Raw genomic sequence first — 24,895 nt, 5'->3', positions numbered from 1 at the left:
CGGGGGGCCGCACAAGTGTCGCCCCAGGCCGTCGGTCTGTCGAGAACACCGTACGCCCCGACGGCGCGACCGCCAGATGGACCAGGTGACGGCTGAGTGACAATGGCCGCGACAAGAGAGGGACGAAACGCTCGTGCAGTGGACCTTGGTCATACCCCTGAAAGCCCTGGCGCGGGCCAAGAGCAGGCTCTCGGACACCGCGGCCGACGCGCTGCGCCCCGGCCTCGCCCTGGCCTTCGCCCAGGACACCGTGGCAGCGGCCCTGGCCTGCCCCGCGGTTCGGGATGTGGCGGTCGTCACGGGCGACGCCCTGGCCGGCCGTGAGCTCGCCGCGCTGGGCGCGCGGATCGTCGCCGACGAGCCGCCGGGCGGCCTGAACAGCGCCCTGGCGCACGGCGCGTCCGTCATACGCGCCGAGCGCCCGGGAAGTCCCGTGGCGGCCCTCAACGCCGATCTCCCGGCACTGCGCCCCAGCGAATTGGCCCGGGTACTGGACGCGGCCGCCGAATTCCCCCGCGCCTTTCTAGCCGACGCGGCCGCAATCGGCACCACCCTGCTGGCCGCGGCACCGCACCGGGAATTGCTCCCGGCATTCGGCACGGAATCCCGCTCCCGCCACCGCATCTCCGGAGCGGTGGAGCTCCCCCTGGACGCGGTGGATTCGGTACGCCAGGACGTGGACACCGGCGACGACCTGCGCGCGGCACTGGCGCTGGGAGTGGGTCCCCGAACGGCGACGGTGGCCGCACAGTTGCTGATTCGGGGGCAGTAGCCCGGCAGTAATGCCGTCGGCCGTCGTGCCGTTGCCCGTTGCCCGTTGCCCGTTGCCCGTCGTGCTCTCGCCCACCGCGGAGCACTAGGCTGCGGCCATGCAGGCGACCGCGTACACCTACGACCCCGAGACCCGCAGCGGGCAGGTGCTGCTCGACGACGGCACCCCGGTGCCCTTCGACGCGCCGGCGTTCGACGCGGGCGGGCTACGGCTGTTGCGGGCCGGGCAGCGGGTGCGGATCGAGACCGAGGGCGCGGGCGAGGCCCGCCGCATCACGCTGGTGACGCTCCAGACCTTCTGAACCTTCCGAACGGCCCTCAGGAGCCTCGGGAGCCGAACGGCCCCCGCAGAGCCGCCAGAAGCCCTTCCGGCAACCCCCAGGACCTCTCAACGCGCCGCGGGCCGGACTCCGTTGCGGAGTCCGGCCCGGCGCGTGAGTGCCCGTGCGCCCTTACCTCTTGCGAGCGGTGGCCTTCTTGGCGGTGGTCGTGCGCGCCGCGGACTTCTTGGCGGGGGCCTTCTTGGCCGTCGCCTTCTTCGCCGGGGCCTTCTTGGCCGTCGCCTTCTTCGCGGTGGTCTTCTTCGCCGCGGCGGTCTTGGCGGTGGCCGAGGTCTTCTTGGCCGTGGCCTTCTTCGCGGTCGCCTTCTTGGCGGTGGCCGTGGTCTTCTTGGCCGTGGCCTTCTTCGCCGTCGTCTTCTTGGCGGCGGCGGACGCCCGCTTGGCGGGGGCGGCCTTCTTGGCCGCGGCCTTCTTGACCGTCGCGGAAGCTCCGCCGGTCAGGCTGCCCTTGGGCGCCTTCTTGACGGCGACGTCGTTCTTCGGGAGCTTCTTCGAGCCGCTCACCAGGTCCTTGAAGCCCTGGCCCGCACGGAAGCGCGGAACGGAGGTCTTCTTGACCCGAACCCGCTCGCCCGTCTGGGGGTTGCGGGCGTAGCGGGCCGGACGGTCGACCTTCTCGAACGAGCCGAACCCGGTGACCGAGACCCGATCACCCGCGACGGTCGCACGGACGATCGCGTCCAGGACCGCGTCCACCGCCTCGGCGGCCTGCTGACGGCCACCGACCTTGTCGGCAATCGCTTCTACGAGCTGCGCCTTGTTCACGTCTTCCCCTTCGGAGACATTGCCAGAACGAAAGTGTTCAAGCTTTTTCGCACGTTAGGCAGATATATACCGCAAATCAAACACGAAACGGGCTTATCACCCTTGTGCCGCAACGGTTTCGACTGCCTGGGACGTGTTCAGCGTTCCTCTTCGGGGAATCGACCCTCGTCGAGGTCCGACCTGAACCGCTCCAGACGCCTTGCCGCGTCGGCGAGATCGTGCTTGGCCGCGGCCGTAATGACCAGCAGCTTCCGGGTCAGCGCCATCCGTACGCCCTCCGGGACTTGCAGTGAGCGCACCCTTGTGTGCGCTTCCTTGAGTTGGTCCGCGACTGCCGCATAGAGCTTGAGTTGGCCGTCGTGTTCCATGCACAGATTGTGCCATCTGGGGCGAGTTGTCGCCTGCGGGGGTCGCAACTGATGCCTCAAACGGCCTTCCGGGCGGTTGCGGAAGTCACGGTTACAACCCTCGGCTACCCCTGCAACGGCCTTAATAACATGGGAAGTTGAGCGCGACTGCGAACGCTCGCAGGGCCGTTCGGGTACAGACATGGCTGTACCCCCGATCGGGCTGATCGGGGGTACAGGAAGGGTCCGTGGTGGCCGAAACTCGTCAGGCTCCGGCCTGCTGGGTCAGACCGGAAGCGTCCGCGGCTTGTACGAGGGGCGCTTGGCCTCGTACGCGGAGATGTCGCCCTCGTTCTGGAGGGTGATGGAGATGTCGTCCAGCCCGTTCAGCAGCCGCCAGCGGGCGTTCTCGTCGAGTTCGAAGGCCGCGGTGATGCCCTCGGCGCGCACCTCGCGGGCCTCCAGGTCGACCGTGACCTCGGCCTGCGGGTCCCGTTCGGTGAGTTCCTGCAGCGCGTCCACGATCTTCTGCTCCAGAACCACCGTGAGCAGGCCGTTCTTGAGCGAGTTGCCGCGGAAGATGTCGGCGAAGCGGGAGGAGATGACGGCCTTGAAACCGTAGTTCTGCAGCGCCCACACGGCGTGCTCGCGGGAGGAGCCGGTGCCGAAGTCGGGTCCTGCCACCAGGACCGTCGCGCCCTTGCGCTCGGGGCGGTTGAGGACGAAGTTCGCGTCCTTGCGCCAGGCCTCGAAGAGTCCGTCCTCGAAACCGTCCCTGGTCACCTTCTTGAGCCAGTGAGCTGGGATGATCTGGTCGGTGTCGACGTTGGAGCGGCGCAGCGGAACGGCCCGGCCGGTGTGTGTGGTGAATGCTTCCATGACTCTCAGACTCCAGCGGGCACGGGTGCGTCGGACAGGTCGGCGGGCGAGGCCAGATGGCCCAACACGGCGGTCGCGGCGGCGACCTGCGGCGAGACGAGGTGCGTACGGCCGCCCTTGCCCTGCCTGCCCTCGAAGTTGCGGTTGGAGGTGGACGCGGAGCGCTCACCGGGCGCCAGCTGGTCGGGGTTCATGCCCAGACACATCGAGCAACCGGCGTGCCGCCATTCGGCACCGGCGTCCTTGAACACGACGTCCAGGCCCTCGGAGACGGCCTGCAGACCGACCCGCGCGGAGCCCGGGACGACCAGCATCCGTACGCCGTCGGCGACTTTGCGGTCCTTGACGATCTCGGCGGCCGCCCGCAGGTCCTCGATACGGCCGTTGGTGCATGAACCTACGAAGACGGTGTCCACCTTGATGTCGCGCAGCGGCTGACCGGCCTCCAACCCCATGTATTCCAGGGCCTTTTCGGCGGCGAGGCGCTCCGAAGCGTCTTCGTACGAAGCAGGGTCGGGGACGGAGGCCGAAAGCGGCGCGCCCTGACCGGGGTTGGTGCCCCAGGTGACGAACGGCGCCAGCGAGGGCCCGTCGATGACGACCTCGGCGTCGAATTCCGCGTCCTCGTCGGTCTTCAGGGTCTTCCAGTACGCGACGGCCGCGTCCCAGTCCTCGCCCTCGGGCGCGTGGGCGCGGCCCTTGATGTACGCGAAGGTGGTCTCGTCGGGCGCGATCATGCCCGCGCGGGCGCCGGCCTCGATCGACATGTTGCAGATGGTCATCCGGGCCTCCATCGAGAGTTTCTCGATGGCCGAGCCGCGATATTCCAGGATGTAGCCCTGGCCGCCGCCGGTACCGATCTTCGCGATGATGGCGAGGATCAGGTCCTTGGCGGTGACGCCGTCGGGCAGTTCGCCGTCGACGGTGATGGCCATGGTCTTGGGGCGGGCCAGCGGCAGCGTCTGGGTGGCCAGCACATGCTCGACCTGCGAGGTGCCGATGCCGAACGCCAGCGCGCCGAACGCGCCGTGGGTGGAGGTGTGGGAGTCGCCGCAGACGACCGTCGTACCGGGCTGGGTCAGACCCAGCTGCGGGCCCACGACGTGGACGACACCCTGCTCGACGTCGCCGAGCGAGTGCAGGCGCACCCCGAACTCGGCGCAGTTCTTGCGCAGCGTCTCCAACTGGGCGCGGGAGACCGGGTCCGCGATGGGCTTGTCGATGTCGAGGGTCGGGGTGTTGTGGTCCTCGGTGGCGATGGTGAGGTCCAGCCGGCGCACGGGACGCCCCGCCTGCCGCAGTCCGTCGAAGGCCTGCGGGCTGGTCACTTCGTGCAGCAGGTGCAGATCGATGAAGAGGAGGTCGGGCTCGCCCTCGGCGCGCCGGACGACGTGGTCGTCCCAGACCTTCTCCGCGAGTGTCCTACCCATCGCTTTCCCTCCGGCCGGCCATGACGCGCCGGCCCAACTAGAGATCTGTGGAGGCGACGCCCGCGCCCCTGTACCCGGGCACCCGCCACCAGGCCCGTCGGTCTTCGGGCCGCCATGCATCCAGGGTTGCGCGTCTCACGGAAAAATGAACTTGCGTTTCACAGAGTGAGACGCGAGTATCGTTTCATGGACAACAGTAGCGGCGTGGGCGTTCTGGACAAGGCGGCCCTTGTCCTGAGCGCCCTGGAGTCCGGCCCGGCCACCCTCGCGGGGCTGGTCGCGGCCACCGGACTCGCACGACCAACGGCCCACCGACTGGCCGTGGCCCTGGAGCACCACCGCATGGTGGCACGGGACATGCAGGGCCGTTTCATTCTCGGCCCCCGGCTGGCGGAGTTGGCCGCGGCGGCGGGCGAGGACCGTCTGCTCGCGACCGCGGGCCCGGTCCTCACGCATCTGCGGGACATCACGGGCGAGAGCGCCCAGCTCTACCGCCGCCAGGGCGACATGCGCATCTGCGTCGCCGCCGCGGAACGCCTGTCCGGACTGCGGGACACGGTCCCGGTCGGTTCGACCCTCACGATGAAGGCCGGCTCCTCCGCCCAGATCCTCATGGCCTGGGAAGAGCCGGAGCGCCTGCACCGGGGCCTGCAAGGGGCCCGCTTCACGGCGACGGCCCTCTCGGGCGTACGACGCAGGGGCTGGGCCCAGTCCATCGGCGAGCGCGAGCCGGGAGTGGCGTCCGTCTCGGCCCCCGTCCGTGGCCCCTCCAACCGCGTGGTCGCCGCCGTCTCGGTCTCCGGCCCCATCGAGCGCCTCACCCGCCACCCCGGCCGCATGCACGCCCAAGCGGTCATCGACGCCGCAGGCCGCCTCTCAGAGGCCCTACGCCGCACCAGCTGACGCCTCAGGGGGAAACAGGGGTCGGCCTCAACGCCGCGGCAGACCCTGAATCCCCTGCACGTATCAGTAAGGGGCACGCTGGTCCAACCTCAGGGGCGCGGGGAACTGCGCGACCAGCCACACACAACGCGCACCCGCCGACAAACAGAAACGGCCCCCCACCTCGGCGTCTGCCAAGGCGAAGAGCCATCGTCCGCGTACCCCCGACCGGATTCGAACCGGCGCTACCGCCTTGAGAGGGCGGCGTGCTAGGCCGCTACACAACGGGGGCCTATTTTCTGCGTTTCCGCAGTTCAAAGCTGGTCTACCAGGACTCGAACCTAGAATGACGGTACCAGAAACCGTAGTGTTGCCAATTACACCATAGACCAATGTAATACAAGTAAAACGTACCCCCGACCGGATTCGAACCGGCGCTACCGCCTTGAGAGGGCGGCGTGCTAGGCCGCTACACAACGGGGGCCCTAGCGATCCTGCATCGAGGTCGGCGGGAGCTACCCGAACCATCCTCGCGGGAAGGATCTGTACCCCCGACCGGATTCGAACCGGCGCTACTGCCTTGAGAGGGCAGCGTGCTAGGCCGCTACACAACGGGGGCTTCGTGGAGCTGATCTCCACATGTGCAGATGAGCTCTGCGAGCTGGCCTACCTGGACTCGAACCAAGACTAACGGAACCAGAAACCGTCGTGCTGCCAATTACACCATAGGCCACTGGAACTCAAGCCCCTGTGGGGATCTTGTTCTAGTGTGCACCTTCGGTTTCCGGCCTTTCGACCCGCTCCCCGGCGGCGCAGGAAGAACATTACCTGAAGGTGGACGGGGCTCCAAAACGGGTATCCGAGCCGAGGATCATGGGGAGTTCGGCGAGGGAGGCGATCCGGTGCGGGCCCTCGGGGGCGTCGCCGCCGCTGTATACGCCGCCGCGGTCGATCCACACCGACAGCAGTCCGGCGTCCGCCGCACCGCGGCCGTCGATCTCCGGATGGTCCCCGACGTAGGCGACTTGGCCGGGGGTGAGTCCCAGGGCGTCGCAGGCGGCCAGGAAGGCGCCGGCCTCGGGCTTGGAGACTCCGAGTTCGGCGGCGCACAGGATGACCTCGAAGCGGTCGTGCACGCCGAGGGCGCGGAGTTTGCGGTCCTGGACGGTGATGCTGGAGTTGGAGAGCACGGCATGCCGGTGGCTGGCCGCGAGGGCGTCCAGGACGGGCAGCACGTCCGGGAAGAGGGCCCAGGCGGCCTCGTAGTGCGTCAGGTAGCGCCGGAACCAGTCGTCCGCCTCGGCGTCGCTCAGGTCCTCGCCCAGGAACACCCGTACGCGGTCCCGGCGTTGGCCCTCGAAGGTCGTCTCCCCCGCCGAGAACCTCGCCCACTGCTGGTCGGTGATCTCCCGCCAGTGGGCGATGCCCTCCTCGACGGTGCCGTACCCGTCGAGGAGGGCCTCGGCGGCGAGATGCGCGCCCATGCCGATCCGGTCCGCGCCCGTGTAGTCGAAAAGAGTGTCGTCGACGTCCCAGACCACGGCGCGAATGCTCATGATCCGACGGTAACCCAACCCGTCAGTCGTGGGCGCCCCACCAGACGAACCGCTCGATCGGGATCTGGTCCGTGACCTCGGCCGTGCTGCTGTAGATGGCCACGCCGTTGTCGGAGGTGCGCAGTTGGTGCGCCCAGAGGTTCATGAGGCGGTTGTCGTCGCCGTTCCAGAACTGCTGGCCGCTGCCGCCGCACGGGCTCGTCCAGACAGCGTTGTTCTGGGACTTCCAGTCCGTGGTGAGGCAGTCGCCGTTGGCGTTGCTCACCAGTCGGCGGAAGGTGTAGCCGAAGCCGTCCTGCGTCGCCGAGCCCCAGTGCCAGTTACGGGTGGAGAGCGCGTCGTTGCAGGTGTCCGACCAGACCTTGTCGGTCGTCGCCGAGGCGACCAGACAGTTGCCCTCGTAGTCGTTCATGTACGTCCAGTTGGCCGCGGACGCGTAGGACAGAGTGCCGCCGGCGGCCAGCAGCAGGGCGGTGGCGCCCGCGGGGACGGCCACTCTCAGGGAAGTTCTCCAGGATGACATGATCATGAGAATTGGGGTCGCTTACGACATCTCCGCGAACCGATCATGAACAGACCCCGTCGATCACCCGACGTCGGCATGGAGAAAAGCGGAAGGGCGACGGCCGTATCGGCCACCGCCCTTCACGCGTGCGTGCGTTGCTCAGTCAGCCCAGCCCAGCTCAGCTCAGCTTTGCCAGCGCCGCGTCGATGCGGGTCAGGGTCTTCTCCTTGCCCAGGATCTCCAGGGACTCGAAGAGGGGGAGGCCGATCGTGCGGCCGGTGACGGCCACGCGGACCGGGGCCTGGGCCTTGCCGAGCTTGAGGCCGTGGAGCTCACCGGCGGCCAGGACGGCCTCCTTGAGCGACTCGGGCGAGGTCCAGTCCGCGGACTCCAGCTTCTCGCGGGCCGTACGGAGAAGCGCGTCGGAGCCCTCCTTCATCGCCTTCGTCCAGGACGCCTCGTCCTCGACCGGCTCCGGAAGGAACAGGAAGTCGACGTTGTCCGTGATCTCCGACAGCACCTTCATGCGGGTCTGCGCGTGCGGGGCGACCGCCTGCCACTTGGCCTCGTCGAAGTCCTCCGGCGCCCAGGGGGCGAACGGGGCCTTCAGCCACGGGGCGCAGCGCTCGGTGAAGTCCTTCACGTCCAGGAGGCGGATGTGGTCGGCGTTGATCGCCTCGGCCTTCTTGAGGTCGAAGCGGGCCGGGTTGGGGTTCACGTCGGCGATGTCGAAGGCCGCGACCATCTCGTCCATCGTGAAGACGTCCCGGTCGGCCGAGAGCGACCAGCCCAGCAGGGAGAGGTAGTTGAGCAGTCCCTCGGGCAGGAAGCCGCGCTCGCGGTAGAGGTTGAGGGACGACTCGGGGTCACGCTTGGAGAGCTTCTTGTTGCCCTCGCCCATCACGTACGGCAGGTGCCCGAAGGAGGGGATCTGCTTCGCGATGCCCAGGTCGATCAGCGCCTTGTAGAGCGCGATCTGGCGCGGGGTGGAGGAGAGCAGGTCCTCGCCGCGCAGGACGTGCGTGATCTCCATCAGGGCGTCGTCGACCGGGTTGACGAGCGTGTACAGCGGGGCGCCGTTGGCTCGTACGATCCCGTAGTCCGGGACGTTCTCCGCGGTGAACGTCAGCTCGCCGCGGACCAGGTCCGTGAAGGTGATCGTCTCGTCGGGCATGCGGAAGCGGACGATCGGCGTACGGCCCTCGGCCACGTACGCGGCCTTCTGCTCGTCGGTCAGGTCGCGGCAGTGACCGTCGTAACCGGACGGCTTGCCGGCCGCGCGGGCGGCCTCGCGGCGGGCGTCCAGTTCCTCGGTGGAGCAGTAGCAGTAGTAGGCGTGACCGGCGTCCTGGAGCTTGCGGGCGACATCCTTGTAGATGTCCATCCGCTGCGACTGGCGGTACGGCGCGTGCGGGCCGCCGACCTCGGGGCCCTCGTTCCAGTCGAAGCCCAACCAGCGCATCGCGTCGAGGAGTTGGCCGTAGGACTCCTCGGAGTCGCGGGCCGCGTCGGTGTCCTCGATGCGGAAGACCAGCGTGCCCTGGTGGTGGCGGGCGAACGCCCAGTTGAACAGGGCGGTGCGGACCAGGCCCACGTGGGGGTTACCGGTCGGCGAGGGGCAGAAACGGACGCGTACGGGGGAACCGGGTGCGCTAGCCACGCTTGACAACCTTGTTGGTGAGAGTGCCGATGCCTTCGATGGTGACGGCGACCTCGTCGCCGACGGTGAGCGGTCCGACGCCTGCCGGGGTGCCCGTGAGGATCACGTCGCCGGGAAGCAGCGTCATGGCCTCGGTGATGTTGACGATCAGATCCTCGATCGAGTGGATCATCTCGCTGGTACGGCCGAGTTGGCGCTGGGCGCCGTTGACCGTGAGCTGGACGGTCAGGTCGGACGCCGTCGCGAGGTCGAGGTCCGTCTCCACCCAGGGGCCCAGCGGGCAGGAGGTGTCGAAGCCCTTGGCCCGGGCCCACTGCTTCTCGCGCTTCTGGACGTCGCGCGCGGTGACGTCGTTCGCGCAGGTGTAGCCGAAGATCACGTCCTGGACGCGCTCGCGCGGGACCTCACGGCACAACCGGCCGATGACCACGGCCAGTTCGGCCTCGTGGTGCAGTTCCTCGGAGAAGGGCGGGTACTGGATCTCGTCGCCGGAGCCGATCACCGAGGTGGACGGCTTGAAGAAGGCGAAGGGGGCGTCCGGGACCTCGTTGCCCAGTTCGCGCGCGTGCTCCGCGTAGTTGCGGCCGAAGGCCACGACCTTGCTGGGGAGCACCGGCGGCAGCAGCCGGACCTTGCTGAGCGGGACCTTCGTACCGGAGAGCTCGAAGTCCGTGAACGGGATGCCCTTGATGATGTCGAGGACGAGCTCGTCCGGCTTGTCGCCCTCTACCGCGCCGAAGGCGACGTTCCCGTCGATGGAGAATCTGGCGATGCGCACGGGATCCTGGCGCCCCTCACTGAGCCGGCTGGAGTCTGACGCTCCAGGCTAACGCGGTGAAGGGGGCCGGGCCGCGCGCATTGTGGCGCGCGGCCGGCCGTGCACTTCTGAATCACCCGTCCCCGCTCCGCGTACTAGTGCGCGACGGCTGCCGTCTCGGGCAGTTCCATGAGGATCGTGCGACGGGGGTTGGCCGTGTTGGTCGGGAGGTCGACGGAGTGCTCCGGCTGCTCCAGGGTCTGCAGTTCCTCTGCGCCCTCGAGGTGCACCAGCGTCGTGCGCCGCGGGTTGGCTATCGTGCGGAACATCATCGTCGTCTTCACCGTTGTACGTGACCTTGTCGTGTACGGGCCCCCGGACCAGGGCCGATACGGGCTCTGGCGGGCGCGGTTGTCAAAGTGTTACGTCTTGTAAAGCGTCAGGCTAAACATGCAATTCCCACCGGAAGACGCCAGGACCCCCTGAACCCCGTGTGAGTTTGCTCACTGACCCCTGGGCAAACCGGTCAATTCAGGCCCGCAACCGACCCCGACGAAAGGGACATTGGGCGCCTGAAGACCTCATTCCGCTCCTGATCATGGCGACTGGGACACCCCCCTTACGTGGCCGACTCGCGGACATAAGTCCGTTATGCAGGAGATCACTTTCTACGTCCGGTGACTCGCCACTCACATGCTGTCACGTAGGTCACGGCATGGCCCACGGGCCTTGTTGGAGATCCGGCACTGTGCTGGAATTCCACGGACCGCCGCAGGATCGAGCCGGCGCACAGGGGGCGTGAACTCAGCGCCAGTGGCGGCGAGAGGGGGAACCAGCGCCGGTCACTCACGACCAAACATTGGGGCGCGCGTTCAGGGCGTTCCCCAACGCCGACACCGTGTCCTTCCGTTCACGCGGAGGGGTGCCTGGTCCAGAGGTTGCGACGCTAGTGCAGGGACGTTTCAAGAGGGATGGCAGTGCTTCGGCGGAGCCGGAGCCGCACGGCGGGGCTGGCCCCAAGGCTGGCAGCTCCTCGCCCCAGCACGCCCAGAACCCGGGCCCGGCCCCGTCAGGTGACGGCGGAGGCGCCGGGCGCCCTGGTGCGTCGACGACCGGAGGACCCGCGGGTACGCCCGCTCCACCGGCCAAACCGCCCAAGAGCCCGGCCGGCCCCGGACCGCGCGTGGCGCTGCGCAACTGGCGAATCTCCACCCGCCTGGTGTCGCTGCTCGCGCTGCCCGTGGTCGCGGCCACCTCGCTGGGCGCCCTGCGCATCAGCGACAACATGGACGACATCCAGCAGCTCGACAACATGAAGCTGCTGACGGACATGACCAAGCAGGCGACCGAGCTGGCCGCCGCGCTCCAGGAGGAGCGCGACCAGTCCGCCGGCCCGCTGGCGCACAACTCGAAGTCGAGCGCGTACACGGTCAAGGGCGTCCGGGACAAGTCGGACCGCGCCGTCCAGAACTTCGTGGACGCGGCCGAGGAGATCGACACCTCCAGCAAGGACGGCAACCTCCAGGGCGTCCGCGAGAGCCTGGTCGGTGTGGTCAGCGACCTCGACCAGCTGGCGAAGATCCGCTCCACCGCCTACGAGGCCAAGGGCAACTCCACGCAGACCGTGGAGGCCTACCACCGCCTCATCACGCACCTGCTCGACCTCTCCCAGGACATGGCCGAGGCCACGAGCAACCCCGAGATGATCCAGCGCACGCGCGCCCTGTCGTCGTTCTCCTCCGCCAAGGAGTACGCGTCGATGCAGCGCGCGGTCCTGGCGGCCGCGCTGCCCGTCACCGACAACACCTTCGGCGACCTCTCGGACAACGACCGGCTCTACGCGCAGTCGGCCCTGCAGAGCCAGACCTCCGAACTGCGCAGCTTCAAGAGCATCTACGGCACCGAGGCCGCGGCCAACCTCCTCAAGCCCATCGAGGAGAACAACGCGACGATCAAGGCCACGGACACCTACGCGGGCCGCGCGCTGGCCAGCACCGACGGCCTCGACGACCTGCAGAAGCGGTCCTACCAGGACTGGGTGGACGACAGTTCCACCAAGATCGACCAGATGAAGAAGATCGAGCACACGCTCCTCGAGGACATGGAGCAGAAGGCCCGCCAGCTGCGCTCCGCCTCCGAGCGCGAGGCGATCATCTCCGGTGCGCTGATCCTGCTCGTGCTCGGTGTCTCCCTGGTCGGCGCCTTCGTCATCGCCCGGTCCATGATCCGCTCGCTGCGCAGGCTCCAGGAGACGGCCAACAAGGTCGCCCAGGACCGGCTGCCCGAGCTGGTCAAGCAGCTCTCCGAGTCGGACCCGCAGGACGTCGACACCTCCGTCGAGTCGGTCGGTGTGCACTCCCGGGACGAGATCGGCCAGGTGGCCGCGGCCTTCGACGACGTGCACCGCGAGGCGGTCCGCCTCGCCTCCGAGCAGGCCATGCTCCGAGGCAACGTCAACGCGATGTTCACCAACCTCTCGCGCCGTTCCCAGGGCCTCATCCAGCGTCAGCTCTCGCTCATCTCCGAACTGGAGTCGCGCGAGGCCGACCCGGACCAGCTCTCCTCGCTCTTCAAGCTCGACCACCTCGCGACCCGCATGCGCCGTAACGGTGAGAACCTGCTGGTCCTCGCCGGTGAAGAGCCCGGCCGCCGCTGGACCCGTCCGGTCCCGCTGGTCGACGTGCTCCGCGCCGCCGCCTCCGAGGTGGAGCAGTACGAGCGCATCGAACTGGCCTCCGTGCCGACCACCGAAGTGGCCGGCCGCGTGGTCAACGACCTCGTGCACCTCCTCGCGGAGCTGCTCGAGAACGCGACCTCCTTCTCCTCGCCGCAGACCAAGGTCAAGGTCACCGGTCACGCGCTGCCCGACGGCCGCGTCCTGATCGAGATCCACGACACCGGTATCGGCCTCTCCCCCGAGGACCTCGCGGCGATCAACGAGCGGCTCGCCTCGCCGCCCACCGTGGACGTCTCCGTCTCCCGCCGCATGGGTCTGTTCGTGGTCGGCCGCCTGTCGCAGCGCCACGGCATCCGCATCCAGCTGCGCCCGTCCGACTCCGGTGGTACGACCGCGCTGGTCATGCTGCCCGTCGATGTCGCCCAGGGCGGCAAGAAGACGCAGGGCAAGCCGGGTCAGGGTGTCGCCGGCGGTCCGGCCGCCGCGCAGGCCGCCGCCGGTATGGCCGCGGCCCGACGTCAGGCCGGTGCCGGTGCTCCGGCGGGCAGTGCCCTCGGCGCGGGTGCGTCGGGCGGTGGCGCCCTCGGTGCCGGTGCCCCCTCCGGTGGCCGGCTCGCCGCCGGTCAGGGTCCGCGGGCCGCGCTGCCCGGTGCGGGCCAGGGCGGCGGTCGTCCGGGTGGACCGGGCGGACAGCGTGGACCGCAGTCTCCCGGCGGTGCCCCCCAGGGCCGGCCCGCTCCCGCGGGTGCGGGCGCCGGGTTCGGTCAGGGACCGGGCTCGACGCAGGGCATGCAGTCCGTGGGTCAGGACAGCTTCGGCCAGGACAGCTTCGGCGGCGCCCGTGGTGCCGTACCGCCGCAGGCCGGACGTGGGAACGCGCCTTCCGAGCAGGGACAGGGTGGTGGCGGCCGGCGTGGTCGTCAGCCGCTGCTGCCGGGCCGCGGTGGACCGCGGGCCGAGCTGCCGGGCGGCAACCCGCAGCAGCCGCGCACGCCGAGCTGGAGCGACGACAACGCGCAGCCGCCGGTGCCGCGGGCCTCGCTGGACACCCCGCGTGGCCATGACGAGACCTCCCGGATGCCGCGGATCGACGCGACGAGCGAGATGCCGGCGGTGCCGCGCTACGACGAGCGGCAGGGCCCGGCCTCCACCTCCGAGTTCGCGCGCCCCGACTTCGGTGCCAACGGCAACCCGCAGCAGACGGGCCAGTTCGCCCGTCCCGGCGCGGAATCGCCGCACCACACCGGACAGTTCCCGCGTCCCGACCTCGACGCGCCGCAGCAGCAGGGCGCGAACGGCTCCCAGAACACGGGGCAGTTCGTCCGCTCCGACGTCTTCGGCAGCCCGAACCACGGACCGAACCAGCAGAACAACTCCAACAACCCGAACAACCCCGCCAACACGGGCCAGTTCGCCAGCCCCCAGGCCTACGACCCCGGTTCCACCGGGCAGTTCGCCGTGCCGGGCTACGACAACGGCTCCACCGGCCAGCACTCCCTGCCGGGCCGTCAGAACCCCGGTGGTACCGGGCAGTTCGAGCGCCCGCAGGCGAACGGCAACGGCGGCGACTACGGTCAGCCGCGGCAGCCCGCTCCGCCGCGCCCCCAGCAGCGTCCCACCCGTCCGGAGCCCGAGGCACTGCCCCCGGCCGGACCGGGCGACGGTCGTACCCCGCTGTACGACACGCTGGAGACCAACTGGTTCCACGGTCAGGGCCAGAACGGTCAGGGCGGGCAGCACGGCCAGAACGGGACCGGCTCCAACGGGGTCGTCCCGAACGGCCAGCAGAACGGTCAGCCGAGCGGTCGGCCGACCAGCAACGGGAACGGCTCCGCGCCGGTCCCCCAGCCGCAGGCTCCCTCGGCTCCCCCTCAGCGTCCCGCCCCGACTTCCTGGCGCACGTCTCCGAACGACGACCTCGTTCGACAGGCGGAGCGCGTACGGCAGCCGGCCGCGGGCGGCGTCACCACCTCCGGCCTGCCGCGCCGGGTGCCCCGGGCGAACCTGGTCCCGGGCACGGCTCAGCAGCAACAGCACCAAGCCGGTCCGCAGGTATCGCGTGCGCCTGATGACGTACGCGGCCGGCTGACCAATCTCCGTCGGGGCATCGCGCAGGGTCGGGCCAACACCGGCCAGACCGGCAGCTTCCCGAGCCCCACTCACCAGCAGGAGCGTTAGTTGAGCCAGATGAGCCAGGCGGCACAGAATCTCAACTGGTTGATCACCAACTTCGTGGACAACACCCCAGGTGTGTCCCACACCGTCGTCGTCTCCGCCGACGGTCTCCTTCTGGCGATGTCGGAAGGCTTTCCGCGCGACCGTGCCGACCAGTTGGCGGCTGTCGCGTCCGGGCTCACCTCGTTGACGGCCGGGGCCTCCCGGATCTTCGAGGGAGGCGACGTGGCGCAGACGGTCGTCGAGATGGAACGCGGTTTTCTCTTCCTCATGTCCGTCTCGGACGGGTCGTCCCTGGCCGTGCTCGCACACCCCGACTGCGACATCGGCCTCGTCGGTTACGAGATGGCACTCCTGGTCGATCGCGCGGGCGCCGTGCTCACGCCCGATCTGCGCGCCGAACTACAAGGCAGTCTGCTCCACTGATCGGCCCCGGCACCACCTGTCTCACCAAATCACCGTCCGGCCGCCACAATCCCCCCACCGGCCTCGTCAGACGGCACGACTGACCGACTTGCTGTCCCGCCCGGAGGATTCATGACCCCGCCCACCGCCTCTCATGATCCGTACGCGGAGCCGTACGAGGATGAGGGCGACCAGCCGCTGGTACGTCCTTACGCGATGACCGGCGGCCGGACCCGGCCGCGCTATCAGCTCGCGATAGAAGCGCTGATCAGCACCACGGCCGACCCGGCAGCGCTCATGGGGCTGCTCCCGGAACACCAGCGCATCTGCCACCTGTGCCGTGAGGTGAAGTCGGTCGCGGAGGTGTCGGCGCTCCTGGCCATGCCGCTGGGTGTGGCCCGGATCCTTGTCGCGGACCTGGCTGAGGCCGGGCTCGTCGCCATCCACCAGCCTGGTGGCGACGAGACGACCGGTGCGCCGGACGTGACCCTGCTCGAAAGGGTGCTCAGTGGACTTCGCAAGCTCTGACGGAGGGCGGGCAACCACCTCCGCGAAGATCGTGGTGGCGGGTGGCTTCGGCGTCGGCAAGACCACGTTCGTGGGCGCCGTCTCCGAGATCAACCCGCTGCGCACGGAGGCCGTCATGACGTCCGCGTCCGCGGGCATCGACGACCTCACCCACACCGGGGACAAGACCACCACCACGGTGGCCATGGACTTCGGCCGTATCACGCTCGACCAGGACCTGATCCTGTACCTGTTCGGTACGCCGGGTCAGGACCGCTTCTGGTTCATGTGGGACGACCTGGTGCGGGGTGCCATCGGCGCGGTGGTGCTCGTGGACACCCGGCGCCTGGCCGACTGCTTCCCGGCCGTGGACTACTTCGAGAACTCGGGTCTGCCGTTCGTCGTCGCCCTCAACGGCTTCGACGGGCACCAGCCCTACGCTCCCGAGGAGGTGCGCGAGGCCTTGCAGATCGGGCCCGACACCCCCATCATCACCACTGACGCCCGACACCGGTCCGATGCCAAGAGCGCGCTGATCACTCTGGTCGAGCACGCCCTGATGGCACGGTTGCGGTAGGCGGCACCCAAGTCGGCAATGCTGTACGGCAGTTGTCGTAGATGTCCCGGAGCCGACTGTGGCCTTTGACACGGTCGGCCTCGGTGTTCATAACGTTTCGGCAGAGGAATCGGGTGGTACGGCCACGCCTCGTCGTCAGCCGGTGTCACTGTGCGCACGAAGGCCCCGTCTTTTGACGGGGCTCGTTCTTTATGACCGTTTTATCTGGGGCTTACATCACGTCGAACCCGTGCTTTCCACTGTTTGGAAGAGCACTGGTCGTCGTGCTGGAATGCCTGAACTGCCCATTGGTGAGAGACGTACTCAGTAGTACTGCGTACTCATGGGTGAACTGGGCTCTGACACACTGCGGCACACCGTTGGTGCCGACCGCCGGAAGGTTGTTGGTCGAGTGAGGCGAAGCAAGAACGGTCCCGAGCCGTCGGCACGGGGCAACTTCACCCCGCCGCCGCGCGGAGCGGCGCCCGCCCCTATGCCTGGTCCGGAGCCGACGGCCGCGCCTCCATCGAGCGGCGGCCGTTTCTCCCCCCGCAACTGGCGAGTGCCGACGCGGCTGAACGCGATCCTGCTCATACCCGTGCTGGTCGGCCTCGTCATGGGCGGCTTCCAGGTGAAGAGCTCGATCGACACCTGGCAGGACGCCGAGGACGCGTCGGACACCGCGCGTCTGGTGCGGGCCTCGCTGACCTACGGCGACGCCCTCTACAACGAGCGCGACATCAGCGCGGCCCCGCTCCTCAAGGGCTCCTCGCAGAGCGCCGCCGACAAGGCCACCGTCAAGGCCGTACGCGCCAATACGGACAAGGCCGCCGACGCCTTCGACGAGGCGGCGCAGAACATGCCGCAGAAGGCCGGCCTGTTGCGCCGCCTCAGCCTGTTCCGGGCCCAGGAGCCCAAGCTCCAGGGCCTGCGCGCGGCGGCGTACACCTCCAAGCTCCCCGGTGTGCAGACCGAAGAGGGCTACATCAAGATCGCACACCCCTTGATGGAGTTCGCCAACGAGCTCGGTCTGGGTACCGGAAACATCACCAGCTACGGCCGTACCGTCTACGCGATCTCGCTGACGAAGGCCTCGCTGTCGCTGGAGCGCTCGATCGGCATGCACCTGCTGATCAACCCCGGCCCCTCGGCCGACTCGCTCGGCAAGCAGCGCCTGGCCCTCTCCTCGTACGCCTACCTCGAAGGCATCGCCATCGAGGAGTACGTCGGTGGTGGTACCGCCGCGGACGCGAAGAAGCTCGACGTCGCCACGGCGAAGATCAAGACCGAGGGTGCCGCGCTGGCGCAGAAGGCCGCCGCCGACGCGAAGGCCAAGGGCGAGACCTATGTGCCGCCGCCGTCCGACCCGACCAAGATGGTCACGGCGCTGGCGACCCTGCAGACGACCGACCCCAGCGCCCGTGCCGCCCTCGCCCAGGAGGGCACCACCGCCGAGAACTGGTGGGCGGTCAACACGCTCAAGTACAACGCCTACCGCCAGATCGAGTCGGACCTGGCCGACAAGGCGGTGAGCGAGGCCACCGACATCGCGGACAACGCCAAGCGTGACGCGCTGATCACCGGTGCCGCCGTCGTGGTCGCCCTGCTGCTGGCCTTCATCCTGGCCGGCGCGGTGGCCCGCCAGATGTCCCGCGCCATGCGCCAGCTGCGCAACGCCGCCTTCGGCATCGCCGAACAGCGGCTGCCGATGCTGGTCGACCAGCTCTCGCGCACCGACCCCGGCCGCGTCGACACCCGGGTCGCGCCGATCCCGATCACCACCAAGGACGAGATCGGCGAGGTCGCCCGGGCCTTCGACCAGGTCCACCGCGAGGCGGTCCGGCTCGCCTCCGAGCAGGCCCTGCTCCGCGGCAACATCAACGCGATCTTCACCAACCTCTCGCGCCGCAACCAGTCGCTGATCGAGGGCCAGCTGACCCTGATCACCGAGCTGGAGAACAACGAGGCCGACCCGGACCAGCTGGAGAACCTCTTCCGCCTGGACCACCTCGCGACCCGTATGCGCCGCAACGGCGAGAACCTCCTGGTCCTCGCCGGCGAGGAGCCCGGCCGTCGCTGGGACCAGCCGGTCCCGCTGGTCGACGTGCTGCGCGCCGCCTCCTCCGAGGTGGAGCAGTACGAGCGTGTCGAGCTGTCGGGCGTCCCGGAGGCCGAGATCCACGGCCGCGCGGTCACCGACCTCGTGCACCTGCTCGCCGAGCTGCTGGAGAACGCGACCACGTTCTCCTCGCCGCAGACCAAGGTCCGCGTCACCGCGACCCGTCTCCCCGACGGCCGCGTCATGATCGAGATCCACGACAAGGGCATCGGCCTCACCGCCGAGGACTTCGCGGACATCAACCACAAGCTGGCCAACCCGCCGACCGTGGACGCCGCGATCTCCCAGCGCATGGGGCTCTTCGTGGTCGGCCGGCTGTCGGACCGCCACGGCATCCGCGTCCAGCTCCGCCCCTCGGGCGAGCAGGCCGGCACCACCTCGCTGGTCATGCTGCCGGACGCGATCACCCACGGTGGTGGTGGCGAGCAGCAGCTGGACCGCGACGAGTTCACGGTCTCGCAGATCATCCCGGAGCAGAACTTCGGCGGCGAGGACTTCAACCTCGCCCCGCTGCGCACGGCGGCCGAACTCGGCTTCGACGACAGCCGCTACGCGGAGGTCCCGGACGACATACGGGAGCTGGACCCCGTAGGCCGCTCGCTGATGCGTGAGGAGCGCCGGGCGGCCCTGGAGGCCCAGGCGGGCCAGCAGCCCGGTCAGGAGTCCGCTGACGGCTCCGGGTACCCCGACTCGTTCGACGCGCAGCCGGCGTACGACAACGGCCAGGGCGGCTACCCGGAGCAGACCGGGGCGTACGAGGTCGGTCCGGCGTACGAGGAGCCGCAGCAGGCCCCGTACGAGGAGCACCAGCAGCCGTCGTACGACGAGCCGTACTACGCGCCGAACGGCGGACTGCCGCAGAACGACACCTTCTCGCCCAACGGCGGTTACCCGGAGCCCGCTTATACGGAGCCGGTCCAGGACGAGCGGCCGGCCGAGCGGGCCGGAGCCGCTCCGGCCTTCGCGGCCTTCGAAGAGCGTCGCTACCAGGACGACTGGCCGCAGCAGGACGGTTACCAGAACGGGTACGCCGACCAGTACGCTCCCGAAGCGGAATCCCCGCAGGCCGCTGACGTGACCGAGCGCGACCACGTAGGCTTCGACCGTCCGGGACCGACTCCTTCCGTCGGCCACGACCTGACCGACGCCGGGCTTCCGCGCCGTGGCTCCATGGCGGGCGGGACGAACGGGTCGAACGGTGTGCGGCACGCGAGCCTGGAAGCGACGGCCCCCGCTCCGGCAACGGAGAGCGGTGCCCATGGGAACAACAACGGCAACACCAACGGCATCGGCAGCGGCGACAGTTGGCGCTCGGCGAACGACGCGCGCTGGCAGCAGGCCTCGGCGCTGAAGAAGCCCAAGGCAGGCGGAGTCACCTCCTCCGGTCTGCCCCGGCGGGTACCCAAGGCCAACCTGGTCGAGGGCGCTGCCGAGAGCACTCCTCAGGGAGGCCCACAGGTCTCCCGTGCCCCGGAGGACGTCCGGGGCCGGCTGAGCAACCTGCGGCGAGGCGTCCAGCGCGGACGCAGCGCGGCGGGCAGCAGTGAAACGAACGGCCAGGGCTTCGGCTCTGACAGCACCTACAACCAGGAGCGTTAGTGTGAGCCCGATGAGCCAGGCGGCACAGAACCTGAACTGGTTGATCACCAACTTCGTGGACAACACCCCGGGGGTGTCCCACACGGTGGTGGTCTCCGCCGACGGCCTCCTTCTGGCGATGTCCGAAGGGTTTCCCCGCGACCGTGCCGATCAGCTCGCGGCCGTCGCCTCCGGTCTGACCTCGCTGACCGCCGGTGCCTCGCGCATCTTCGAAGGCGGCAGCGTGAACCAGACAGTTGTGGAGATGGAGCGGGGATTCCTCTTCATCATGTCCGTCTCCGACGGTTCATCGCTCGCGGTACTTGCACACCCTGAGGCGGACATCGGCCTCATTGGGTACGAGATGGCACTTCTGGTCGACCGTGCCGGTACGGTCCTGACCCCGGACCTTCGTGCGGAGCTTCAAGGCAGCCTGCTCAACTAACAGTCAGACGGTGCGTATTGGCGTCCCGGGGCCGTAAGGTTTCGGGACGCGGCTCCACAGGGATCGGGTGCCCGGCACAGTCGGAGGAGGAGAAAGTGGCAACACCCCCAGGCGGTTCTAATTCGGGCAACTGGTCGTACGGCCCTGCCCAGGGCCAGGGCGACGGTTCCCAGAACCCGAACCGTTACAACTTCCCCTCCGCGCCCAGCCACCGACGGCAGCAACCGTACGCGCCCCAGGGACCCGGTCCCTCGCCGTACGACCAGCCGCCGGCGCCGCGTATCCAGCCCGTGCAGCCGCAGCGACGCTCCGAGCCGTCGCCCGCAGGGGCGGCGAACAACCCGTTGGTACGTCCGTACGCCATGACCGGCGGCCGGACGCGCCCGCGTTACCAGCTCGCCATCGAGGCGCTGGTGCACACCACCGCACAGCCGCACCAGATGCAGGGGCAGTTGCCCGAGCATCAGCGGATCTGCAATCTGTGCCGCGAGATCAAGTCGGTGGCCGAGATCTCGGCACTGCTGACCATCCCTCTCGGCGTGGCCAGGATCCTCGTCGCCGACTTGGCGGAGGCGGGCCTGGTCGCCATTCATCAGCCCGGCGGCGACGAGAACGCCGGCGGTCAGCCAGACGTGACACTGCTCGAAAGGGTGCTCAGTGGACTTCGCAAGCTCTAGCGGCGGTCCTTCCCGCTCCACCACCTCGGCGAAGATCGTGGTGGCGGGTGGCTTCGGCGTGGGCAAGACCACGTTCGTCGGGGCCGTCTCGGAGATCAACCCGCTGCGTACCGAGGCCGTGATGACGTCCGCGTCCGCGGGCATCGACGACCTCACCCACACCGGAGACAAGACGACCACCACGGTCGCCATGGACTTCGGACGCATCACCCTGGACCAGGACCTCATCCTGTACCTGTTCGGCACCCCGGGACAGGACCGGTTCTGGTTCATGTGGGACGACCTGGTGCGTGGCGCGATCGGCGCGATCGTCCTTGTGGACACGCGCCGTCTCGCCGACTGCTTCCCGGCGGTGGACTACTTCGAGAACTCCGGTCTGCCGTTCGTGATCGCGCTCAACGGCTTCGACGGCAACCAGCCGTACAACCCGGACGAGGTCCGGGAGGCCCTGCAGATCGGCCCCGACACCCCGATCATCACGACGGACGCCCGCCACCGCGCGGACGCCAAGTCGGCGCTGATCACGCTCGTGGAGCACGCGTTGATGGCGCGGCTGCGGTAGCAATTCCGCTGTATCCGGCTCGTTCGGCTTGCGGCCCCCGTTCCTCCTGTGGGAGGAACGGGGGCCGTAGGTCGTTTGCGGGAGGGGTACGGGGATGAGCGCTGAGGCAGCTGCATTACGTCTGGGGACGACCGTGGCGAACACGGCGGCGCAGATGTGGCTCGGGGGCAAGCGGCGGGAGCAGGAGCGCCGGCTGCCGATGGAGAAGCTGGTGCTGGTGCGGGTGCCGGGGTTGCGGCAACAGCGCAGCGTGCGGCGCCAGTTCGAGGAGATGGCCGATGCCGTGGCCGCGCGGATCGAACCGTTCCTGGCCCAGGAGTTCCGCGGTCTCGACGAGAGCAGCCGGGAGGCCGCGCTCAACGGGGTGTGCGACACGTTCGCGCACGCCGACCTGTCGGACGAGGCGGTCCTGGCGGCCGACGCGCAGCCGGCCGAACTGATCCGCCGCATCACGGGATCGGTGAGCGCACCGGTCGGCCTGAGCGAACCGGAGACACAACTCTACGAGCTTCTCTTCAGCGAGTGCTGCGAGTACTACGTCAGCATCGTGCGGACCCTGCCGGTCTTCGAGGAGCGGACGCTGGCCGAACTCCTCGCTCGCACCAGCTCGTTGAGCGACGGAGTCGCCCGTGTCCTCGAACGCCTCCCGGACCGCTCGCTGTTCGCCCCCGACGGCACCGATCAGGACCACGAGTTCCGCCGCTGGTACATGGAGCTGGTCAGCAACAACCTCGACGAGGTCGAGCTGTTCCGCCGCACGTCCGACCGTGCCGCGGCCCAGGTCCGGTTGTCGGTGGCGTACGTCAGCCTGCGCGCCACGGGGGACGACGGTACGCGGCGAAGGAGCGTCCGTGCGCTGCCGCTCAGGCCGGATCTCAGCGGCTGGGAGGAGTTCGGGACCGAGAGCTCCGGGATGCGGGTGGAATCGGCGCTGGGGGGCGCCTCACGCGTGCTCCTGCGCGGAGCCTGCCGTTCTTCTATCACCTGCTCTGTACGCAGAGCGACACCTTGGATCTGGCCTCATTGGGCGACTTCCCCCACATCACGCATCTGTACCTGTTGGCCGGAAGCACCAGCACGCTGCGTGACTCGAACGGTCTCTCCGCCCTGCGCGCGCTCTACTCCCTCGGCCTAAACGGTTTTGATCTGTCTCACTGGCTGAAGATGCCTGGGCTTCGTCCTCCCAAGCTGCAGGGGCTCACCCTCTACGACTGCGTCGTGCCCGGGGACTCCCGCGCCTACCGCGACCTGAGTTCCCCCGACACGCTGTCCATCACGTCCTGCCGGTCTCCCGACGGTGTCCCCATCACCACCCTCGACCTACCGGTCAAACACCTCAGCATCCGCTGACCCGCGAACAGCGACGGCCCCACCCTCCCGAAGAAGAGTGGGGCCGTCGTGAACGTACTGAAAAGCTCAGTGCCAGCTGTGCGGCGCCCTGAACCCACCCTCGCGCTCCAGGCGGCGCCAACCCGCCTTCGGCTTGGGGGTGGCGCCGTCGGACGGGTCCGTGGACGGCGTGGCGGCGGCGCGGGCCAGGAGGACGGCCGTGATGGCGGCGACTTCCTCGGGCTCGGCGTGGCCCTTCTCGACGCGGATGTCAGGCGTGGTCATAGGTCTCAGTCTCCGTGAGAGAGGTTTCCGCACGGGTAGCGCGGAGAGTCCGCTGGGTTACTGCGGGGGGTTGCCGTGCTTGCGGGACGGCAGGTCGGCGTGCTTGGTCTGCAGCATCGCGAGGGAGCGGACGAGGATCTCGCGGGTCTCGGTCGGGTCGATGACGTCGTCGACCAGGCCGCGCTCGGCCGCGTAGTACGGGTGCATCAGCTCGGACTTGTACTCCTTGACCATGCGGGCCCGCATGGCGTCGGGGTCCTCGGCCTCGGCGATCTGCCTGCGGAAGATGACGTTGGCGGCACCTTCGGCGCCCATCACCGCGATCTCGTTCGTCGGCCATGCGTAGGTGAGGTCGGCGCCGATGGACTGGCTGTCCATGACGATGTAGGCCCCGCCGTACGCCTTGCGCAGGATCAGCGAGATCCGGGGCACGGTCGCGTTGCAGTAGGCGTAAAGGAGCTTCGCGCCGTGGCGGATGATGCCGCCGTGCTCCTGGTCGACGCCGGGAAGGAAGCCCGGCACGTCCAGGAAGGTGACGATCGGGATATTGAAAGCGTCACACATCTGGACAAAGCGCGCAGCTTTTTCACTGGCCTCGATGTCCAGCACGCCCGCCAGGCTCTGCGGCTGGTTGGCGACGATGCCCACCACCTGGCCGTCGAGGCGGGCCAGGGCGCAGATGATGTTGCGGGCCCAGCGCTCGTGGACCTCCAGGTACTCGCCGTCGTCGACGATCTCCTCGATGACCTTGGCCATGTCGTACGGACGGTTGCCGTCCGCCGGGACCAGGTCGAGCAGGACGTCGCTACGGCGGTCCGCCGCGTCCGTGGAGTCGACGCGGGGCGGGTTCTCGCGGTTGTTCTGCGGGAGCAGAGACAGGAGGTAGCGCACCTCCGCGATGCACGTCTCCTCGTCGTCATACGCGAAGTGGCAGACACCGCTGGTCTCGGCGTGCACGTCGGCGCCGCCCAGGCCGTTCTGCGTGATCTCCTCGCCGGTGACCGCCTTGACGACGTCCGGGCCCGTGATGAACATCTGGGACGTCTCGCGGACCATGAATACGAAGTCGGTGAGGGCGGGGCTGTACGCCGCGCCGCCCGCGCACGGGCCCAGCATCACCGAGATCTGCGGGATGACGCCGGAGGCCTTGGTGTTGCGCTGGAAGATGCCGCCGTAACCGGCGAGGGCGCTGACGCCCTCCTGGATCCGGGCGCCGGCGCCGTCGTTGAGCGAGACCAGCGGAGCGCCGGCCGCGATGGCCATGTCCATGATCTTGTGGATCTTCGTGGCGTGGGCCTCGCCCAGCGCGCCGCCGAAGATGCGGAAGTCATGGGCGTAGACGAAGACCGTACGGCCCTCCACCGTGCCCCAGCCGGTGATGACACCGTCCGAGTACGGCTTCTTGGCCTCCAGGCCGAAGCCGGTCGCCCGGTGCCGGCGCAGTTGCTCGACCTCCTGGAAGGTGCCCGGGTCCAGGAGCAGCTCGATGCGCTCGCGCGCGGTCAGCTTGCCCTTGGCGTGCTGCGCCTCGGTCGCCTTCTCGCTGGGGCCGGCCAGAGCCTGCGCACGGATCTCGTGCAGCTCGGCCACCCGCCCGCGCGCGTCCGTCGGCTCGCTCCCGGGAGAAACAGCATCATCCAAAACGGTCATGTAGCGACCTTACGAAGGAGAGCGAGGTGAGCGGGAC

At 68.9% G+C, this 24,895-nt stretch carries 24 protein-coding genes and 5 tRNA genes; 13 read left to right on the top strand and 16 right to left on the bottom strand.

What is annotated here, in order from left to right; all coding sequences use genetic code 11:
* Window positions 1-133 precede the first annotated feature (133 nt).
* Entirely contained in the window at window positions 134-772 is a 639-nt protein-coding gene (cofC, locus tag ACIP6U_RS26980) for a 2-phospho-L-lactate guanylyltransferase (RefSeq protein ID WP_401722714.1), read from the top strand.
* A 97-nt stretch (window positions 773-869) separates the two neighbouring features.
* Window positions 870-1,073 (top strand): hypothetical protein, encoded by a 204-nt coding sequence (locus ACIP6U_RS26975; RefSeq protein WP_123997504.1) that lies wholly within the window; start codon window positions 870-872, stop codon window positions 1,071-1,073.
* A 150-nt stretch (window positions 1,074-1,223) separates the two neighbouring features.
* Here the strand turns inward: ACIP6U_RS26975 and ACIP6U_RS26970 are convergent, their stop codons facing one another.
* From ACIP6U_RS26970 to leuC, 4 genes are all read right to left on the bottom strand, one after another.
* Window positions 1,224-1,877, bottom strand: a complete 654-nt coding sequence (locus tag ACIP6U_RS26970; protein WP_401722711.1) for an HU family DNA-binding protein — start codon at window positions 1,875-1,877, stop codon at window positions 1,224-1,226.
* A 137-nt stretch (window positions 1,878-2,014) separates the two neighbouring features.
* Window positions 2,015-2,245: a hypothetical protein gene (locus tag ACIP6U_RS26965; RefSeq protein WP_123997506.1), complete on the bottom strand. Its 231-nt coding sequence runs from the start codon at window positions 2,243-2,245 to the stop codon at window positions 2,015-2,017.
* Between the two features lie 264 nt (window positions 2,246-2,509).
* A complete protein-coding gene (leuD, locus tag ACIP6U_RS26960; RefSeq protein WP_401722708.1) occupies window positions 2,510-3,103 on the bottom strand; it encodes a 3-isopropylmalate dehydratase small subunit in 594 nt (197 codons plus the stop codon).
* Window positions 3,104-3,108: 5 nt separating this feature from the next.
* Window positions 3,109-4,533, bottom strand: a complete 1,425-nt coding sequence (leuC, locus tag ACIP6U_RS26955; protein ID WP_401722706.1) for a 3-isopropylmalate dehydratase large subunit — start codon at window positions 4,531-4,533, stop codon at window positions 3,109-3,111.
* A gap of 186 nt (window positions 4,534-4,719) precedes the next feature.
* Here leuC and ndgR point away from each other — a divergent pair, with 186 nt between their 5' ends.
* On the top strand, window positions 4,720-5,436 hold the full coding sequence (gene ndgR / locus ACIP6U_RS26950; RefSeq protein WP_123997509.1) for an IclR family transcriptional regulator NdgR: 717 nt from the start codon (window positions 4,720-4,722) through the stop codon (window positions 5,434-5,436).
* Window positions 5,437-5,634: 198 nt separating this feature from the next.
* Here the strand turns inward: ndgR and ACIP6U_RS26945 are convergent.
* The 10 genes from ACIP6U_RS26945 to ACIP6U_RS26900 form a co-directional block, all read right to left on the bottom strand.
* Window positions 5,635-5,707: transfer RNA gene (locus ACIP6U_RS26945), tRNA-Glu, on the bottom strand.
* A 28-nt stretch (window positions 5,708-5,735) separates the two neighbouring features.
* A tRNA-Gln gene (locus ACIP6U_RS26940) sits at window positions 5,736-5,807 on the bottom strand.
* A gap of 19 nt (window positions 5,808-5,826) precedes the next feature.
* A tRNA-Glu gene (locus tag ACIP6U_RS26935) sits at window positions 5,827-5,899 on the bottom strand.
* A 62-nt stretch (window positions 5,900-5,961) separates the two neighbouring features.
* A tRNA-Glu gene (locus tag ACIP6U_RS26930) sits at window positions 5,962-6,034 on the bottom strand.
* 42 nt (window positions 6,035-6,076) lie between these two features.
* Window positions 6,077-6,148, bottom strand: a tRNA-Gln gene (locus ACIP6U_RS26925).
* 91 nt (window positions 6,149-6,239) lie between these two features.
* A complete protein-coding gene (locus ACIP6U_RS26920) occupies window positions 6,240-6,971 on the bottom strand; it encodes an HAD family hydrolase (RefSeq protein ID WP_401722703.1) in 732 nt (243 codons plus the stop codon).
* Window positions 6,972-6,993: 22 nt separating this feature from the next.
* Window positions 6,994-7,494: a hypothetical protein gene (locus ACIP6U_RS26915; RefSeq protein WP_401722700.1), complete on the bottom strand. Its 501-nt coding sequence runs from the start codon at window positions 7,492-7,494 to the stop codon at window positions 6,994-6,996.
* A gap of 160 nt (window positions 7,495-7,654) precedes the next feature.
* Window positions 7,655-9,136 (bottom strand): glutamate--tRNA ligase, encoded by a 1,482-nt coding sequence (gltX, locus tag ACIP6U_RS26910; protein WP_401722697.1) that lies wholly within the window; start codon window positions 9,134-9,136, stop codon window positions 7,655-7,657.
* Complete coding sequence (locus tag ACIP6U_RS26905) at window positions 9,129-9,914, bottom strand: fumarylacetoacetate hydrolase family protein (RefSeq protein ID WP_123997513.1); 786 nt, start codon at window positions 9,912-9,914, stop codon at window positions 9,129-9,131. The genes gltX and ACIP6U_RS26905 overlap by 8 nt, the downstream gene beginning before the upstream one ends.
* 134 nt (window positions 9,915-10,048) lie before the next feature.
* On the bottom strand, window positions 10,049-10,237 hold the full coding sequence (locus tag ACIP6U_RS26900) for a hypothetical protein (protein ID WP_401722694.1): 189 nt from the start codon (window positions 10,235-10,237) through the stop codon (window positions 10,049-10,051).
* A 605-nt stretch (window positions 10,238-10,842) separates the two neighbouring features.
* Here ACIP6U_RS26900 and ACIP6U_RS26895 point away from each other — a divergent pair.
* From ACIP6U_RS26895 to ACIP6U_RS26850, 10 genes are all read left to right on the top strand, one after another.
* Window positions 10,843-14,748: a nitrate- and nitrite sensing domain-containing protein gene (locus ACIP6U_RS26895; RefSeq protein WP_401722692.1), complete on the top strand. Its 3,906-nt coding sequence runs from the start codon at window positions 10,843-10,845 to the stop codon at window positions 14,746-14,748.
* Between the two features lie 9 nt (window positions 14,749-14,757).
* Complete coding sequence (locus tag ACIP6U_RS26890) at window positions 14,758-15,171, top strand: roadblock/LC7 domain-containing protein (protein WP_030667329.1); 414 nt, start codon at window positions 14,758-14,760, stop codon at window positions 15,169-15,171.
* Between the two features lie 111 nt (window positions 15,172-15,282).
* Window positions 15,283-15,678: a DUF742 domain-containing protein gene (locus ACIP6U_RS26885; protein ID WP_016432454.1), complete on the top strand. Its 396-nt coding sequence runs from the start codon at window positions 15,283-15,285 to the stop codon at window positions 15,676-15,678.
* On the top strand, window positions 15,659-16,234 hold the full coding sequence (locus ACIP6U_RS26880; protein ID WP_015657619.1) for an ATP/GTP-binding protein: 576 nt from the start codon (window positions 15,659-15,661) through the stop codon (window positions 16,232-16,234). The genes ACIP6U_RS26885 and ACIP6U_RS26880 overlap by 20 nt, the downstream gene beginning before the upstream one ends.
* A 391-nt stretch (window positions 16,235-16,625) precedes the next feature.
* Complete coding sequence (locus ACIP6U_RS26875; RefSeq protein ID WP_401722687.1) at window positions 16,626-19,931, top strand: nitrate- and nitrite sensing domain-containing protein; 3,306 nt, start codon at window positions 16,626-16,628, stop codon at window positions 19,929-19,931.
* A 10-nt stretch (window positions 19,932-19,941) separates the two neighbouring features.
* Entirely contained in the window at window positions 19,942-20,355 is a 414-nt protein-coding gene (locus ACIP6U_RS26870; protein WP_005479603.1) for a roadblock/LC7 domain-containing protein, read from the top strand.
* 95 nt (window positions 20,356-20,450) lie between these two features.
* Window positions 20,451-21,032 carry a DUF742 domain-containing protein gene (locus ACIP6U_RS26865; protein ID WP_123997516.1) on the top strand — a complete coding sequence of 194 codons (582 nt, stop codon included), beginning with the start codon at window positions 20,451-20,453 and terminating at the stop codon, window positions 21,030-21,032.
* Complete coding sequence (locus tag ACIP6U_RS26860) at window positions 21,013-21,594, top strand: ATP/GTP-binding protein (RefSeq protein ID WP_026248371.1); 582 nt, start codon at window positions 21,013-21,015, stop codon at window positions 21,592-21,594. The genes ACIP6U_RS26865 and ACIP6U_RS26860 overlap by 20 nt, the downstream gene beginning before the upstream one ends.
* A gap of 94 nt (window positions 21,595-21,688) precedes the next feature.
* Complete coding sequence (locus ACIP6U_RS26855) at window positions 21,689-22,729, top strand: hypothetical protein (protein ID WP_401722684.1); 1,041 nt, start codon at window positions 21,689-21,691, stop codon at window positions 22,727-22,729.
* 29 nt (window positions 22,730-22,758) lie between these two features.
* Window positions 22,759-22,944 carry a hypothetical protein gene (locus ACIP6U_RS26850; RefSeq protein WP_401722681.1) on the top strand — a complete coding sequence of 62 codons (186 nt, stop codon included), beginning with the start codon at window positions 22,759-22,761 and terminating at the stop codon, window positions 22,942-22,944.
* Window positions 22,945-23,010: 66 nt separating this feature from the next.
* Here the strand turns inward: ACIP6U_RS26850 and ACIP6U_RS26845 are convergent, their stop codons facing one another.
* Both ACIP6U_RS26845 and ACIP6U_RS26840 read right to left on the bottom strand, forming a co-directional pair.
* Window positions 23,011-23,208, bottom strand: a complete 198-nt coding sequence (locus ACIP6U_RS26845; protein ID WP_401722678.1) for an acyl-CoA carboxylase subunit epsilon — start codon at window positions 23,206-23,208, stop codon at window positions 23,011-23,013.
* 57 nt (window positions 23,209-23,265) lie between these two features.
* On the bottom strand, window positions 23,266-24,858 hold the full coding sequence (locus ACIP6U_RS26840) for an acyl-CoA carboxylase subunit beta (RefSeq protein ID WP_401722675.1): 1,593 nt from the start codon (window positions 24,856-24,858) through the stop codon (window positions 23,266-23,268).
* Window positions 24,859-24,895: the final 37 nt, after the last annotated feature.

This window comes from Streptomyces sp. NPDC088794 (genome assembly GCF_044750545.1).
GTDB lineage: Bacteria > Actinomycetota > Actinomycetes > Streptomycetales > Streptomycetaceae > Streptomyces.
The sequence above is the reverse complement of the archived record's forward strand: the minus strand, read 5'-3'. Positions and strand labels throughout refer to the sequence as shown.